At 73.3% G+C, this 15,444-nt stretch carries 16 protein-coding genes; 10 read left to right on the top strand and 6 right to left on the bottom strand.

All coding sequences use genetic code 11. The features are described 5' to 3' along the window. The first annotated feature begins 93 nt into the window (after nt 1–93). Nucleotides 94–2,397 (top strand): phosphoribosylformylglycinamidine synthase subunit PurL, encoded by a 2,304-nt coding sequence (gene purL, locus NBZ83_RS20610; protein ID WP_261575610.1) that lies wholly within the window; start codon nt 94–96, stop codon nt 2,395–2,397. Nucleotides 2,398–2,464: 67 nt separating this feature from the next. Here purL and NBZ83_RS20605 read toward each other — a convergent pair whose 3' ends face one another. Continuing rightward, nucleotides 2,465–3,475, bottom strand: a complete 1,011-nt coding sequence (locus tag NBZ83_RS20605; RefSeq protein WP_438803148.1) for a DUF3027 domain-containing protein — start codon at nt 3,473–3,475, stop codon at nt 2,465–2,467. 238 nt (nt 3,476–3,713) lie between these two features. On the opposite strand from NBZ83_RS20605, the gene NBZ83_RS20600 reads away from it, so the two are divergent. From NBZ83_RS20600 to NBZ83_RS20580, 5 genes are all read left to right on the top strand, one after another. Continuing rightward, nucleotides 3,714–5,402, top strand: coding sequence for an MFS transporter (locus NBZ83_RS20600; RefSeq protein WP_261575609.1), 1,689 nt, complete (start codon nt 3,714–3,716; stop codon nt 5,400–5,402). A gap of 165 nt (nt 5,403–5,567) precedes the next feature. After that, entirely contained in the window at nt 5,568–5,990 is a 423-nt protein-coding gene (locus NBZ83_RS20595; protein ID WP_261566076.1) for a hypothetical protein, read from the top strand. Nucleotides 5,991–6,261: 271 nt separating this feature from the next. Then, nucleotides 6,262–7,290, top strand: a complete 1,029-nt coding sequence (mqnB, locus tag NBZ83_RS20590; protein ID WP_261566077.1) for a futalosine hydrolase — start codon at nt 6,262–6,264, stop codon at nt 7,288–7,290. Between the two features lie 48 nt (nt 7,291–7,338). Next, nucleotides 7,339–8,184 carry a 1,4-dihydroxy-6-naphtoate synthase gene (locus NBZ83_RS20585; RefSeq protein WP_261566078.1) on the top strand — a complete coding sequence of 282 codons (846 nt, stop codon included), beginning with the start codon at nt 7,339–7,341 and terminating at the stop codon, nt 8,182–8,184. A 94-nt stretch (nt 8,185–8,278) separates the two neighbouring features. Beyond that, nucleotides 8,279–8,629 (top strand): rhodanese-like domain-containing protein, encoded by a 351-nt coding sequence (locus NBZ83_RS20580; RefSeq protein WP_261566079.1) that lies wholly within the window; start codon nt 8,279–8,281, stop codon nt 8,627–8,629. Between the two features lie 87 nt (nt 8,630–8,716). Here the strand turns inward: NBZ83_RS20580 and purS are convergent, their stop codons facing one another. Beyond that, nucleotides 8,717–9,001: a phosphoribosylformylglycinamidine synthase subunit PurS gene (gene purS / locus NBZ83_RS20575; protein WP_261566080.1), complete on the bottom strand. Its 285-nt coding sequence runs from the start codon at nt 8,999–9,001 to the stop codon at nt 8,717–8,719. 166 nt (nt 9,002–9,167) lie between these two features. Here purS and NBZ83_RS20570 point away from each other — a divergent pair, with 166 nt between their 5' ends. Further along, a complete protein-coding gene (locus tag NBZ83_RS20570; RefSeq protein WP_261566081.1) occupies nt 9,168–9,773 on the top strand; it encodes an HAD family hydrolase in 606 nt (201 codons plus the stop codon). Nucleotides 9,774–9,781: 8 nt separating this feature from the next. Here the strand turns inward: NBZ83_RS20570 and NBZ83_RS20565 are convergent, their stop codons facing one another. After that, the gene (locus tag NBZ83_RS20565; RefSeq protein WP_261566082.1) at nt 9,782–10,156 is read right to left on the bottom strand and encodes a hypothetical protein; all 375 of its coding nucleotides are present in this window, start codon (nt 10,154–10,156) and stop codon (nt 9,782–9,784) included. Between the two features lie 104 nt (nt 10,157–10,260). After that, nucleotides 10,261–10,488: a hypothetical protein gene (locus tag NBZ83_RS20560; protein ID WP_261566083.1), complete on the bottom strand. Its 228-nt coding sequence runs from the start codon at nt 10,486–10,488 to the stop codon at nt 10,261–10,263. Nucleotides 10,489–10,726: 238 nt separating this feature from the next. Between NBZ83_RS20560 and NBZ83_RS33025 the strand changes: the two genes are divergently transcribed. Continuing rightward, nucleotides 10,727–11,122: a cold-shock protein gene (locus NBZ83_RS33025; RefSeq protein ID WP_308203294.1), complete on the top strand. Its 396-nt coding sequence runs from the start codon at nt 10,727–10,729 to the stop codon at nt 11,120–11,122. Nucleotides 11,123–11,146: 24 nt separating this feature from the next. Here NBZ83_RS33025 and NBZ83_RS20550 read toward each other — a convergent pair whose 3' ends face one another. After that, nucleotides 11,147–11,314: a hypothetical protein gene (locus NBZ83_RS20550; RefSeq protein WP_261566084.1), complete on the bottom strand. Its 168-nt coding sequence runs from the start codon at nt 11,312–11,314 to the stop codon at nt 11,147–11,149. Between the two features lie 301 nt (nt 11,315–11,615). Here NBZ83_RS20550 and NBZ83_RS20545 point away from each other — a divergent pair, with 301 nt between their 5' ends. Further along, the gene (locus tag NBZ83_RS20545) at nt 11,616–13,646 is read left to right on the top strand and encodes a protein kinase domain-containing protein (protein WP_261566085.1); all 2,031 of its coding nucleotides are present in this window, start codon (nt 11,616–11,618) and stop codon (nt 13,644–13,646) included. Between the two features lie 16 nt (nt 13,647–13,662). On the opposite strand, the gene NBZ83_RS20540 is transcribed toward NBZ83_RS20545, so the two are convergent. Further along, nucleotides 13,663–14,298: a TetR/AcrR family transcriptional regulator gene (locus tag NBZ83_RS20540; protein ID WP_261566086.1), complete on the bottom strand. Its 636-nt coding sequence runs from the start codon at nt 14,296–14,298 to the stop codon at nt 13,663–13,665. Nucleotides 14,299–14,593: 295 nt separating this feature from the next. Between NBZ83_RS20540 and NBZ83_RS20535 the strand changes: the two genes are divergently transcribed. After that, nucleotides 14,594–15,391 carry an HNH endonuclease family protein gene (locus NBZ83_RS20535; RefSeq protein WP_438803149.1) on the top strand — a complete coding sequence of 266 codons (798 nt, stop codon included), beginning with the start codon at nt 14,594–14,596 and terminating at the stop codon, nt 15,389–15,391. Nucleotides 15,392–15,444 lie beyond the last annotated feature (53 nt).

Below are 15,444 nucleotides of genomic sequence, written 5' to 3'. Positions count from 1 at the left end.
GGGCGGGGGCAGTGGCCCATGCCACGCCGGGCCCGCGGGGCCGGTGTCCGGGCACGGGGGCCGCGAGCTGGCCGGATCCGCGAGGATGGAGGGGTGACCGGCAACCCGACCGCCCCGGCGGCCACCTCCAAGACCACTGCCACCGCGGCCACCAGCACCACCGAGCAGCCGTACCGCGAGCTGGGCCTCACCGACGACGAGTACGCGCGGATCCTGGCCACCCTCGACCGCCGCCCCACCGACGCCGAGCTCGCGATGTACTCGGTGATGTGGAGCGAGCACTGCTCCTACAAGTCCTCCAAGGTGCATCTGCAGCAGTTCCGGGACACTCCGTCCACCGACCGGCTGCTCGTCGGCATGGGGGAGAACGCCGGTGTCGTCGCGGTCGGCGAGGGCCTCGCCGTCACCTTCAAGATCGAGTCGCACAATCATCCGAGCTTCGTGGAGCCCTACCAGGGGGCGGCAACCGGGGTCGGCGGCATCGTCCGCGACATCCTGACCATGGGCGCCCGGCCGATCGCCGTGCTCGACCCGCTGCGCTTCGGTGACGCCGACGCACCCGACACGGCGCGGACGCTGCCGGGAATCGTCGCCGGCATCGGCGGCTACGGCAACTGCCTCGGCCTGCCCAACATCGGCGGCGAGGTCGTGTTCGACCCGACCTACGCCGGCAACCCGCTGGTCAACGCGCTCTGCGTCGGGGTGATGCCGGTCGGCCGGGTACAGACCTCGGCGGCCACCGGGGTCGGTAACGCTGTGGTCCTGCTGGGCGCGAAGACCGGCCGGGACGGGATCGGCGGCGTGTCCGTGCTGGCATCGGCGACCTTCGACGAGGGCGGTGGCCCCGCCCGGCGGCCGTCCGTGCAGGTCGGGGACCCGTTCATGGAGAAGATCCTGATCGAGTCCTGTCTGGAGCTGTTCGACCGCGGGCTCGTCACCGGCATCCAGGACCTCGGCGGTGCCGGGCTGACCTGCGCGCTGACGGAGACGACCGCGGCGGGGCTCGCCACCGGCCAGCCCGGCGGCATGGACGTCGACCTGGACCTGGTACCGCTGCGCGAGCCGTCGATGGCCGCCCATGAGGTGCTGGCCAGCGAGTCCCAGGAACGGATGCTCGCGATCGTCACTGCCGAGGCGCTTCCCGAGGTCCTCGCTCTCGCCGAGCGCTGGGGGGTGCTGGCGACCAGGATCGGCACCGTAACCGACACCGGGCGGCTGATCGTGCGCTGGCACGGCGAGGTCGTCGTCGACGTACCGCCCGGCTCGCTCGCCGACGAGGGCCCCGTCTACGAGCGCCCGCTGCGCCGCCCCGCCGACTTCGACCTGGTCCGGGCGGACGGCCCGACGGCAGCCCGGCTGGCCCGGCCGACCACCTCGGCACAGCTTCGCCAGACCCTGCTGCGGATGGTCGCCTCCCCCAACCTGTGCTCCCGGGCCTGGGTGACCGACCAGTACGACCGGTACGTGCAGGCGGCCACGGTCCTCGCCCAGCCGGAGGACGCCGGCGTGCTACGGCTGTCCGAGCGGACCGGGCTCGGCATCGCGCTGGCCACCGACGGCAACGGGCGCTACGCCCGGCTCGATCCGTTCACCGGCGCGCAGCTCGCCCTCGTCGAGGCGTGCCGAAACGTCAGCGCCGCCGGTTCGGTGCCGATCGCCGTGACGAACTGCCTGAACTTCGGCTCCCCGGAGAACCCCGAGGTGATGTGGCAGTTCGCGCAGGCATGCGCGGGCCTCGCCGAGGGCTGCCGGCAACTGGGCCTGCCGGTCACCGGCGGCAACGTGTCGTTCTACAACCAGACGGGCGCCACCCCGATCCACCCGACCCCGGTGATCGGAGTGCTGGGCCTGTTCGACGACGTCGCCCGGCGCACCCCGATCGGCTTCACCGGCGAGGGAGACGCGCTGATCCTGCTCGGCGAGACCGCCGACGAGTTCGGCGGCTCCGAGTGGGCCTGGGTGACGCACCGCCACCTCGGCGGTCAGCCGCCGGCGGTCGACTTCGCCCGGGAGAAGCTGCTCGGGGAGATCCTCGTCGCCGGCTCCCGCGACGGCATGCTCACCGCCGCCCACGACCTGTCCGAGGGGGGGCTCGCGCAGGCCCTCGTCGAGTCATGCCTGCGCGGCGGGCGCGGCGCGCGGATCGTCCTGGATGCCGGAGCCGACCCGTTCGTCGAGCTGTTCAGCGAGTCGGCCGGACGCGCCGTCGTCGCCGTGCCGCGGTCGGAGGAGCTGCGCTTCACCGACATGTGCACCGTCCGCGGCCTGCCCTGGCGGCGCATCGGCGTGGTCGACGGCAACGCGCTCGACGTGCAGGACGCGCTGCGCGTAGGCCTCGACGAGCTGCGCGACGCCCACGAGGGCACCCTGCCCGCCCTGTTCGGCCGCACCGCCTGAGCCGATCCGGGCAATCCCGGCGGTGCGGGGCCCCGGCCCCAGGGGCCCAGGCGGTGCGGGCCTGCGGTCAGGAGTGGCCGTAGGGCTCAGGATCGGCGGCGTCCGCGGCCCGCTCCCCCGGCTCGGCGTCCGCCACCGAGCCGGGGCTGTGGGCCGCGACGCCGATCAGCTCGACGTCCGTCGGCTCCAGGTCGGAGGGGTCCTCGTCGAAGACGATCGACTCCGGGTGCGCCGACGGCGCCACCAGCGCCTCGGAGTGCGCGCCGCAGCCGTGATCGATGGCGGTGGCCCGGCCGTCGTCGGGAGCCAGCTCGTTGGCGCAGACACCGAACATCCGGCCGAGCGAGCCCGCGAGCCGAACGTGGAAACCACAGGTCAGGCACGAGGCGGGGGCAACTTTGGCGATCGAGGCGTCCGGCCCGGCATCGCCGGCGTACCAGCGCTCGACCGCCTCCTCCCGTCCGGTGACGGACAGCACCCGGGCCCGGCCGAAGCCGAGCTCGAAGTAGTCATCGGTGTCGACGAGCTCCTCGACGTCCTCCCCGCGCAGCGCGAGACGCGGATCGTCGATCGCCGTGGGCAGCAGGTCGCCGACGCCGACATCGCCCGGCCGCAGCCGCTCCGACCACGGCACCCACGCCGGCGCCAGCAGCGCCCCGTCCCCCGGCATCAGCACCACGTCGTCGACCGTGACCTTGCGCACCCGGGAGGCGCGGGTCACGACGACCGTCCAGACCCAGCCCCGGTAGGCGGGCGAGGCGCAGGCGAAGCGGTGCAGCACGATCCGGTCGCCCTCGGCCTCGATGCCGAGGTGCTCGCCAACCTCGCTCTCGCTGTCCGCCTGCTCGACCGCGGCCGCACGGGCCACATCCACAGCGGCCGCGCACACCGCGTCGACCGCCGGCTCCCGCGACGCCCGGACCGCCCTGCCCCGCACGGCCGACACCGGCTGATCCGCGACCGACTCGGTGGCGAGGCTCACGTCGGGCGGCGGCGCCGCGGTGGGGGGGACGGACGACGCCCGAGGGCGAGTCCGCGGGGTCGACGCGTCGGCGCCCGTCGCCGGAACCGTTGTCACCGTTGTCACGTTTGGGACCTCCGCGCTGCCCTGGGCCGTTGCATCGGCCGTGCGCTCCGAACCGGCCGCCTCCGCAGCGTCCGGTACCGAATCCGCACCGAGGGTAACGGATGAATCCGGCGGCTCGGTCGTGGTGGAACGGACCTCGGGAGCACCCACGCAACGTATTCTCACCCACGGGCACTCGCACCGCCCGACGTGGTCGTAGGAGCGCAGGCCAGGGACGAGGACACTTGGCATGGTGAACCCGGGCAGCACGGTCGCGAACAGCCTGCGGAGGCTGCGAAGGAGCGTGCGCGGGGACGGCGCCGAGCGGACCGGGCTGTCCGCCCTCACCGAACTGTCCTTCGTCAACGCCGCGGGCGACGCGCTGGTGACCGTCGCGCTGGCCGGGTCGCTGTTCTTCTCGGTGCCCTCCGGCGAGGCCCGCTCGAAGGTCGCCCTGTACCTGCTCATCACCATGGTGCCATTCGCCCTGTTGGCGCCGGTGATCGGGCCGTTGCTCGACCGGGTCGCCCACGGCCGGCGCACCGCGCTCGCCGCCATCTGCCTGGGCCGCGGCCTGCTGGCCTGGCAGCTCGCCGGAGCGCTGCACGGGCTGGCCGTCTACCCGCTCGCGCTCGGCCTGCTCGTGCTCTCCCGCGGCTTCGGGGTGGCGCGCAGCGCGGTCATCCCCCGTGTCGCCCCGGCCGAGCTCACCCTCGTCAAGGTCAACTCGCGGATCTCGCTGGTCAACATCGTCGCCGGCGCCATCGTGGCGCCGGTCGGGCTGGGCATCGCACACATCCCGTTCGTCGGCTATCCCTGGGTGCTGCGGATCTGCGCGATCGTCTACATGGCCGGCGTTCTGCTGGCCTTCAACCTCCCCAGGCACGTCGACTCGGCGGCCGGCGAGCTGCCGCTGCGCGCCCCCGTCACGCCTGGCACCGGCCGCCACGGGCTCGGGACGCGGCTGCGGGCGTTCCTCGGTGCACTGCCGGTGGCCCTACGCGCCACGGCAGTCCTGCGCGGCCTGGTCGGCTTTCTCACCTTTTATCTCGCCTTCCTGCTGCGGACAAACGGCGGCAACAACCTGTGGCTGGGCGGCCTGGCCGTGGCCGCGGGCGTCGGCAGCGGGCTCGGCGTGTTCATCGGCGGCCGGCTCGGCCGGCGGCGGCCGGAGGGCATCATCATGCTCGCCCTGGTGCTGGCGGCCGGAGGATGTCTCGGCGCCGCCGTCACCTACACCAGGTTCACCTCGCTCGTCGCGGCGTTGCTGGCCACCATGGCCGGTTCGATGGGCAAGCTGGCGCTCGACGCCGTCGTCCAGCGCGACATCCCGGAGGCGACGCGCAACTCCGCGTTCGCCCGCTCCGAGACCGCGCTCCAGCTCACCTGGGTCGCCGGTGGCGCCTTCGGGCTCATCGAGATGTCCGGAACGGTCGGCTTCGCGGTGGCCGCCGCCGTCGTCTGTGCCACGCTGTTCATCCAGGCCGGCGCGCTGCGCCGCTCGCGCCTGGCGGCTCGGGACCGGCTGGGCAGTGCCGACCTCCCGCCAGGCGGCGTCGTCGCCACGAGTGGACCACCCGGTGCCGTCCCCAGCACCATCGGCCCGCCCACTATCGGCCAGGCCGCGCTCGGCCAGCCCATCTTTGGCCAGCCCATCTTTGGCCAGCCCGCCTCCGGCCAGGCCGCGCCCGGCCAGGCCGCGCCCGGCCAGCCTGGCGTGGGGCCTCCCGGGCCGGCGTACCCGGCCGAGGCCGGCGGGTACCCGCCGGGCGCCCCGCCCCAGGCACCACAGCCGGACCCGGCGATGGTGTCCGTGCCGGTACCATCCGTCGCCCCCTGGCGGGATGCGCCGGCATCCATCCCGGCCACGCTGGAGGACCCCACCCGCCCGGACGCGCCGCGGCAGCGCCGGGGGCTGGGCCGCCGGCGACGGGCCTGACCACGCCGGCCTGACCAGACTCCAGCACCTGACCGACCCGTCGGCGCCGAGGTGACGCCGCTCACGACACCGCCCTCGCGGCACCCACGAACGCCACGAGCCAGGACGCCGCAACACCCGCGGCGATAACCTCCGAGCGTGCGCACGCCAACGCGGTCCCGTCGGGTGCCGTTCCCGCGGCTCGCCGCGATCACCACTGCGATCGCCGCGGTCGGTTTCGGGGTGGCCGGCTGTGACCGCCCGACCCCGCTGGTGACGATGGAGTCGGGCGGGGACTTCGTGAAGACGAACGCGGCCCAGTACCTGCGGGACGGCGCCCTCATCGAGCGGTCGGTCTCCCCGCCGCAGCTCGATGCCAGGCCCGGGAGCAGCCTCAACATCGACGTCCCGACCTCGGTCGCCGATCGCGGCTACTTCCTCTCGGTCAACAACCAGCGGATCACCGAGACGATCACCGACACCCACTACCGCTACCTGCTCCCGAACGTGCAGGCGACAGTGAACCTCGTGGTCTTCGCCGCGCCTACCGGCGCGAAGTCGACCACGGCATCGGGGAGCTGGCCGTTCGTAGTCTCGATCAGGCCCTGATCTCCATCTCGCCGCGCCGCCCGCCCATGACGGCGATCCGGCCGGCGACCGTCCAGGCCGAGTCGGGGGACATACCGTCCCGGGTGCCCCCGTTGACACCGCCAGGGCCCCCGACATGCGCGCAGCGTGCCCCTGGCCGCCGTCGGAACCACGCAGCGTCGCCCGTGATGCTAAGGTCCGGCAACAAGTCCGATTTGCACCACATCGAAAATCCCGTGCCGTTACATCGCCGTCCGGCCCGGTGGTATTCGAGTAGATCGTCCGACAGTGCATGACGGCAGACGAGGACATTCCAGATCATGATCCGGACCTGGTCGTGAGCCGCACCCTGATCGTCACCGCGGTGACAGCCGAGGCAGACGCGGTGTGCGCAGGGCTGATGGGTAGCTGGTCGCGCGGCCGGACGAGGTTGCCGGCCGGGCCGGGCAACCTGGTGTCCCCTGACTGGGACCGCCAGCTGCTCACCACATCGACGTTGGGCCCCTACGTCGGCCGTCGGCGTGGCCCGGTCACCGTCCTCGCGGCGGGCACCGGCGGTCCGGCCGCCGCCGCCGGCACCGCGACGGCCCTGGCGGTCGCGAGCGCCGCCGGGCAGCCGTTCGATCTCGTGGTGACCATGGGTGTCGCGGGCGGGTTCCGCGGCTGGGCGGAGATCGGCGACATCGTCATCGCCGATCGGATGGTCGCGGCGGATCTGGGCGCCGAGTCCGGTCTCGACGAGGAGCCCCCGTCGGCGCCGGTCGGCCGGATCAGCGAGATGGACCGCAATCTCGGCTTCCACGCGGCCGGTGCGCCGACCCATCGCAGCCCCGACGGACGTGCCTCGACCGGCGGCGGGACGTTTCTCACCCTGGACGACCTCGGGCTCGGCTCATCCACCGTGCGCCCCGATCCGGAGCTGGTGTCGCGGCTGCACACCGTGCTCGACGCCACCGGCCGGCGGATCGTCACAGGGACCGTGGTCAGCGTGTCGACCGTGACGGGCACGGAGCGCCGGGCCAGCACCCTCACCGAGCGGCTCGACCCGGTGGCCGAGGCGATGGAGGGTTACGCCGTCGCCCTGGCCGCGCGATCCTTCGGCATCCCCGCCACTGAGATCCGTGCCATCAGCAACCCGGTCGGCCGCCGGGACCGCGCCGCCTGGAACCTGCCGGCCGCGCTGGCCAGCCTGCGCACGGCCGCTGCGGCACTGGTCGCGCACCCCGACGGCCTGGTCGCCGCCGAAGCGCTGCCCGTGGCCGGCGGCGCGGCGGCTTCGGCGGGCTCCGGCCCGCAGCACGGCAGCAACGGCACACACTGAGCTCGGGCGAATGGCGGGGCGCACACCGACGAGCGGGAGGACACCGGGATGAGCGAGCGCCGGACGGTCACGACACGCGGTGACCAGCCGCTGTCCCTGGCCATCTCCCCATGCCCCAACGACACGTTCGCCTTCCATGCCCTGGCGCACGGCCTGGTGCCGGACGCGCCCGCGGTGACGGTGACGTTCGCCGACATCGACGTGCTGAACACCCGGGCGGCCGAGCGGCGTGACGATCTGGTCAAGGTGTCCTACGGCGCCCTGCCGTGGCTGCTCGCCGATTACCAGCTGCTGACCTCCGGCGGCGCGCTGGGACGCGGCTGCGGCCCACTGGTGCTCACCGCCGGCCGCACCGACCTGCGTGACGCGCGGGTCGCGATCCCCGGCACCCGAACTACCGCCTACCTGCTGTTCCGGCTGTGGGCCGCTGATCGTGGCGTGGCGAGCATCGATGTGGTGCCCTTCGAAAAGATCATGCCTGCGGTGCGGGAGGGTCGGTATGACGCGGGGCTGGTCATCCACGAGTCCCGGTTCACCTACCCGTCGTACGGGCTGACGGCACTCGCCGATCTCGGCGACTGGTGGGAGGAGCAGACCTCGCTGCCGATCCCGCTCGGCGCGATCCTCGCCCGCCGCGAGCTGGACGGCGCCGCACTGTCCGCCGCGGTGCGGGCCAGCGTCGCCGCCGCGTTCGCCGAACCGTCGGCGAGTGCCGACTACGTCCTCGCCCACTCCCAGGAGATGGCACCGGACGTCGTCGACGCCCACATCGAGCTGTACGTCAACGAGTTCAGCCTCGACCTCGGCGACGAGGGGTTCACCGCCATCGAGACGCTGCTCGCCCGCGCCGCCGACGCGGAGCTCGTGCCGAGGCTCGGCCAGCCGCTGCGCTGATCGCGCCGCCGGGCTCGCCGCCGCCGTCCTCAAGGTGGACACCCGCTGACCGCCGGCTGTCCCGACTGCCGAATTAGGTGGCAGGATGGGCTGCGTGAGTTCTGATCAGATCCCGGCCGTCAGCATCGCCGACCTGCCTGCCGACCTGTCCGCGGACGATGCCCCGCTGCTTGTGGACGTCCGGGAGCCCGACGAGTGGTCCGCCGGGCACATCGCCGACGCCCTGCACATCCCGATGGGTGAGCTCGTCGCCCGGCTCGACGAGGTGCCCCGCGGGCACGATGTGGTGGTCGTGTGCCGCTCCGGCGGGCGCTCCGCCGCCGTCACGGGCTACCTCGCCCAGGGCGGCTGGCAGGTCCGCAATCTCACCGACGGGATGCTCGCCTGGCAGGCTCACGGCCGGCCCATGGTGAGCGAAAGCGGCACCTCGCCCCGAGTCCTCTAGGCGCCCCGCCCCACCTGCGCGCCCGGCTGCCGCCCAGGGCGGCTCCGGCCAGGGCCCGGTCGAGGGGGCCGGCCGGGGGCCGCCGGCTCAGCCCGCGGTGCTCGCGCTGGGCTCGGCCGACGCGTCCTCGACCCGCACCACATAGTCCTCGATGACCGGGTTGGCCAGCAGGGTCGACGCCAGATGCTCGACCCGCGCCAGCACCGCGCCGTCCAACGCCACCCCGTCCGCCAGCTCCAGCTCGAAGCGCTTGCCCTGGCGGACGCCGACGATCCCGCTCACCCCGAGGCGTGGCAGCGCGTTGACCACCGCCTGCCCCTGCGGGTCGAGGATCTCCGGCTTGAGCATCACATCCACCACAACCCTGGTCACACCCGCGGACACTACCGGCCCGGCGGCCCCATCGGGCGGCGATTGCGCTCCATGCGGCCCGCGGCCCGCGCCGATGGCAACGCCGACGCCTCGTCCGGCTGGTCCGGCTGGTCCGTCGGGTTCGGCCTAAGCTCGGTTGATGCCGTCGTGGAAGGCCTCAGCCCCAGTGGTCGGTTTCGACCTCGACCTGACCCTGCTGGACGCCCGCGCCGGCATCCGCGCGACCTTCGCCGCCCTGTCCGACGAGACCGGTGTGACCGTCGACGCCGATCTGGTCGTCTCCCGGCTCGGACCGCCGCTGGAGAACGAGCTCGCCCACTGGTTCCCCGCTGCGGACGTGCCCGCGGTCGCCACCCGCTACCGGGAGTTGTACGCGGTGCACGCGGTTCCCGCGTCGAGGCCGATGCCGGACGCGAGCGCCGCGGTGGAGGCGGTGCGCCGGCTCGCCGGTCGCATTGTTGTCGTCACCGCCAAGAGCACCGCGCTCGCCGAGGCGAGCCTGGAACGCATCGGCATCACCGCCGACGCCGTCGAGGGCGCGCTGTTCGCGCGGACGAAGGGTGTCGCGCTGCGCACCCATCGGGTGGACGTCTTCGTCGGGGATCACACGGGCGACATGATCGGCGCTCGGGAGGGCGGCGCGCTCGCGGTGGGCGTGGCCACGGGCCCCTGCTCGGCGAGCGAGCTGCAGACTGCCGGGGCGGACGTCGTCCTGGCCCGGCTCGGCGCGTTCCCACCCTGGCTGCTGGGCGAGGCCACCCGGCGGAGTTGAGCTTCGACTCAGCCGGCACCGAGGCGGTCAGCGGGATCACCGGACGGCACGGATTCGGGGCGGCCGGCCGGCCCGTCGACCGGGAGGTACGGGTTCGTCCGGTACAGGTCCGGGTCGGCTTCCTCGGGGATCCGGGAACGGACGGCCACGACCACCCCGCTCAACGCCACCGCGAGACCGACGGTCAGCCCGCCGCCCGCCACGGCGTTCAACCACGTCGGCAGGTTCCTGACCCCGAAGAAAAACGGGATCACCGCGACCGCGGCGGCGACAAGGCCGATCCCGAACAACACGCAGCCGACCCGGACGAGCCAGTCCGCCCGGCCCGCCGCCGGCCCGGCCGGGGGTCCCGCCCAATCGGGCGGCGTCGACGTCGGCGGCACACCCGCCAGCCTACGGCGAGCAACGCCCGAGGCGGGCCACGAGCGACCCCGGTGAGGACCGCCAGGGTGCCCCGGCTCAGGGCGTCGCACCCTGCTGACGGCGCTCAGACGACCGGCGCGCCCTCGCCCTGCTGGTGCGCGCCTCGCTCGGCGTGCTCGCGGTAGTTTGCGGCCTCCTCCTCGGAAACCTCCAGGCCCTCGGCCGCACGGCTCGCCTCGGGATCGTCCGGGCCGCCGTCCGCGCCGAGCACGGCCTCGTCCCGAGCCCGACTCCGCTCGGCCTCCTCGAAGTCCTCCGGGGTACGAAAGTCCTCGCGATCGGGATTCGCCATCGAAACGCCTCCTGCCATCGGGGGCCGGCCGTCCAGCCCGGACGGTCGTCCCAGGGTCAGGACCTGGCATGCCCGGGGTACACCCCGGATAACACCGAGGAGGCAACCGTCACTGGAGAGGTCCGACCGGCAGCCGATCGCGACCGAAGACCCGGCGCGTGGTGCGGTCGGCGGATAGCCTGGGATTCCCTCAGCTTTCGCCGCGTTGTCCCTGTCGTTACACAGAACGAGGTCGCCCGTGCCCACCGGCAAAGTCAAGTGGTTCGACGTCGACAAGGGCTTCGGCTTTCTCAGCCGGGACGACGGCGGCGATGTCTTCGTCCACAAGGCCGCCCTGCCTGCGGGGGTGGATCGGCTCAAGCCGGGCGACCGGGTGGAGTTCGGCGTCGCGGCGGGGCGGCGCGGGGACCAGGCACTGTCGGTCCAGCTGCTGGCCGCGCCGCCGTCGGTGGCGAAGGCGGCCGCGCAGGCCGCCCGACACAGCCCCGATGAGCTGCACAGCATGGTCGAAGACATGATCAAGCTCTTGGACGACGTGCAACGCGATCTGCGCCGCGGCCGCTACCCGGACCGCCGGATCGCGCAGCGCGTGGCCAAGGTCGTGCACGCCGTCGCCAGTGAGCTGGAGGCGTAGGCGCCGGGGCGTCGATCGTCACCGCTACGTCGGCGGCAGGAAGCTCACCCGGCGGCCGCAACCGGTGCACACCGCTACCTGCGAGCCGGGTTCCTCGTCGGACGCGACGAGGTGGGTCAGCGGGATCGGCCCCTCGCACCAGGGGCACAGCAGCCATGGTCCGTCGATGCCACGCGAGCCGCCGGTCTCCATTTTCCCACGATGCCCTATCCCGCGACGGACGCGAGCCCCTGTCGCAACACATTGTCGGCCAACCGACCCAAACGACCGGCCGGGAGCCCGCGCGTGCCGAAGACAGCACGCGGTGCGGCAGACTGCGAACGGAGACGACGCGACCCAGGACACACCGGCGAGCCCCGACCGCCGCGTGGCGCCGGACGGGGGCGAACGGGTGGCGGGTCGAGTCCGGGCCGTGCGTGGGATCGGGAGCTGAGAGGCATTCGCGTGACAAGCAGTGGGCAGCGGTCGTGATCACATCCGTAGGGTGTTGACCGTGGTCGACGACGCCGCGGGCCCGAGCCCCCGCCGCACCGATCCGGGCGACCCGCTCAACCCCCACGAGCCGCGGTCCATCGGTCCGTATGCCCTCATCAGCCGCCTGGGCGTTGGCGGGATGGGGACTGTCTACCTGGCCCGCAACGCCGCCGGGCGGCGGGTCGCCGTCAAAGTGATCCGGCCCGACCTCGCGGCCGACGAGGAGTTCCGCCGCCGGTTCCGGGCCGAGGTCGAGGCGGCCCGCCGGGTCGCCCCCTTCTGCACCGCCGAGGTGCTCGACGCCGATCCGAACGCGCCGGCGCCCTACCTGGTCACCGAGTTCATCGACGGCGTCCGGCTGGATGAACAGGTCGACTCCGGTCCGCTGGCCTCCTCGACACTGACCGGTCTGGCCGTCGGCGTGGCGACGGCCCTGACCGCCATCCACAGCGCGGGCCTCGTCCACCGCGACCTCAAACCGAGCAACGTGATGCTCTCGCTGTCCGGCCCACGCGTGATCGACTTCGGTATCGCGCAGGCGTTGGAGGGCGCAAAGGCCAAGCCGACGGCGTGGGGGTTCGGCTCAGCCGGCTGGATGGCACCCGAGCAGGTGCACGGCCAGCCGATCGGACCCGAGGCGGACGTCTTCGCGTGGGGCATCCTCATCGCCTACGCCGGCACCGGCCGGCATCCCTTCGGCGACGGCTCGGACATCGACCTCGGAATGCGCATCGTGGGCTCCGCCCCGGACCTGCGCGGCCTGCGGGAGCCGCTGGTCGGGCTGGTCAGCGCCGCCCTGGCGAAGCATCCCGACGATCGGCCGAGCGCCCGGGAACTGCTGCTGCGGCTCGTCGCGCAGCCGCCGGCCCGCGGTGGCCCCGCCCTTGGACCGGCGATCGGCCAGGTCGAGGAGCTGCTGAACCGCACCGGTGAGGTGCCCCGTCCGGCGCCGACGCGGGTGGGCCCGGCGACCTCGGCTCCCGCTCGCCGCCCGCCCTGGGACGGCGCCGTCCCCGCGGCGAGGCCCGACGCGGCCGGACCACCGGGCCGTGCGCCCGCCGCGGACCGCTCCCCGGGCGCCTCGCCCGCGCCGGCCGGCCGGCCGCGGGGCGGCCCCTATCCACCGACCGCCGGGCCCCCCGGCGGTCGCGGGCCGGGAGCCGCACCCGGCGCACGCCCGTCCCCGGACGCCCGCGCGCCAGCCCAGCCAGACGGTCGCCAGCCGGGCGGGCGGCCCCGCGGGCCGGCGCCGGGCACGCCCGCGGGCAGGTGGGCCAGCCCCGGCGGCCAACGAGCCCCGGGCCAGGCACCCGGGGCCGGACCGATGTCGCAGCCGGCGCGGATGGCGGACCCGAGCCGCATGCCCGAGGCGAGCCGGATACCAGAGGCCGCGCGGGTCCCGGAGCCGGCACGGGCGCCAGATCCGGCACCGATGCCGGGCGCCGCGGGCAACCCCTATCCGCCCTATCCGCAATCCCCGTCCCGGCGCGGACCGGACCGCCGTCAGCTTGCATTGATCATCGGAATTGTCGTGGCTGCGCTGATCGCCATCGCCGTTGTGGCCAGCCTGCCGGGCCGCAACGGCGGCGGGGCGGATTCCGACCGGCCACCAGGCTCCACCGCGGCGCAGACGCCCGGTGCGTCGGGCACCCCGAGTCCCACCGCAGGGTTCGGCGTGCCGGTGACGGACGGCTCGTTGGAGTTCGTCGTGGCCGGCGTCGACTGCTCGAAGACCCAGATCGGTGACGGACTCCTTGCCCTGCGCGCCAGCGGCAAGTTCTGCCAGGTGCAGGTGACGGTGCGCAACACCGGTGACACTGCCAAGGCGCTGGACAACTCCTCCGAGCTGCTTTTGGATGACGACGGCGACCGGCACGAGGCGAACTTCCTCGCCCGCTTCAAGCTGGGCGAGAACCTGTGGGACTCCATCGACCCGGGTGAGACCAAGCGCGGCACTCTGGTCTTCGACCTCCCCCGCGACGCGCAACCGCGGGAACTCGAAGTCCACGAGAGTTCGCAGAGCACCGGGGCCCGCATCCAGGTCCGCTGACGGCCGCCGTCCGCAGTCAGCCGACGCTCGGCGACGACTCCTCCGAGTCTGTCATCACGGCGAAGGCGGGCAGCGGCTCCGGCAGCTCGGCGTTGCGGGAATCCGGCCGGAAGCCGGCCAGGATGATGTCCAGGGACCGCCGCCAGGATCCCGGCGCGACTCGTTCGGTGAGGTCCATGACCAGCCGCAGCGAACGCATCAGGACCAGCAGGTCCGCCGGCACCACGTCGGTCCGGACCGTGCCCGCCCGCTGGGCCGCGGCGAGCATCGCCGCCACCAGCGGTACGACCTCGGCGACCATGCGCTCCGCGGTGCGCCCGCTCCACAGCCGCCGGGCCAGGTAGGACCCATGGCAGGGATCGGCTCCCAGCACTCGCAGCAGGTAGCAGTGCAGAGCGGTTGCGGGCGGCTCTGCCGCGGCCACCTCCACGGCCAGCTCGCGGAGGTCGTCGACGGTCGTCTGCAGAATCGTCTCGACGAGGGCATCCTTGTTCGGAAAACGCCGGTAAAGGGTGCCCATGCCGACCCCGGCACGGCGGGCGATCTCCTCGACGCCGACGTCGTCTCCGCGCTCGACGAACAGCTCATAGGCGGCGGTGAGGATGCGGACACGGTTCAGTTCGGCGTCGCGGCGTAAGGGCCGGGATGGCACAGCCGAGGATCGCGGCGACACGGACGGGACAGCCTTCACCTGCTACCTACAGGGATGGGACGGCATCGAGGCGGCGATCTCCACCAACAGTCTGATCATGGCAGAACACTGTAGGGGATTGACCGGATACGTTGCGATGTTTCCGCCGAAGACACGCTCTTTCTGTCCGTACCGACCGCCGTCGCACCACGATCACCCGCTAACGTGACTACCTGCCCGGACGGGCGTCAAGCGGGCCGCGGTTTTCTCCCCGCGGGGTGTCGAGGTGGGGCGGGGCGTCGAGGTGGGGAGTCAGGTGCGGACAAGCAGTGCGGGTGCGGTCGGGTGCCGCCGGGGCGGGCAGGCCGGATCGGTTCGGCGGATCAGATACGTCGGGCTGGCGCTGCTGCTCGCGTTGGCCACGGCGTTGGTCGCCTGCGACGACCTCGACGACCAGACCGGCACGGCGAATCCGTCCGCGGCTGCCGACAGGCAGCCAGGCGCGGCGGGCGCCGGCTCCCGGGGAGCCGCGGGCTCGGCGCTCGCGCTGCTCGGCAAACTGCCGGTCCGCGCCGAGGACAATTCGCCGAAGTACCGGCGCGACGCGTTCGGCACCCCCTGGTCGGACGTTGACCACAACGGCTGCGACACCCGCAACGACGTCCTGCACCGTGACCTGCACAGCACCACCGTGCGTCGATCCGACGGCTGCACAGTGCTCACCGGCGAGCTCACCGATCCGTACACGACCCGGATCATTCGCTTCGACCGTTCCCGCAACGCCTCGGCCGTGCAGATCGACCATGTCGTCGCGCTGGCCGACGCCTGGCGGACCGGCGCCCTGGACTGGACCGCCGCCCAGCGCCTGCAGTTCGCGAACGACCCGGAGAACCTGCTCGCCGTGGACGGCCCGACGAACCAGCGCAAGAGCGACCAGGATGCATCCGAATGGCTGCCGCCGAGCCCCGGCGAGCAGTGCCCGTACGTCGCCCGCCAGGTGGGGCTGAAGTCCCGCTACCACCTGTGGGTGGTAGCGGCGGAGGCCCAGGCGATGCGGACAGTGCTTCAGAAATGCCCTACCCAGTCTGCGCTCGGCAGCACCGCCGCACGCTGACCGCCCGCACCGTCCCCCCGTCGCCCTGCTGACAGTCACCCGACCGACTGCCC

Source organism: Frankia gtarii (genome assembly GCF_025403375.1).
GTDB lineage: Bacteria > Actinomycetota > Actinomycetes > Frankiales > Frankiaceae > Frankia > Frankia gtarii.
This window is presented reverse-complemented; position numbering and strand designations above follow the sequence as displayed.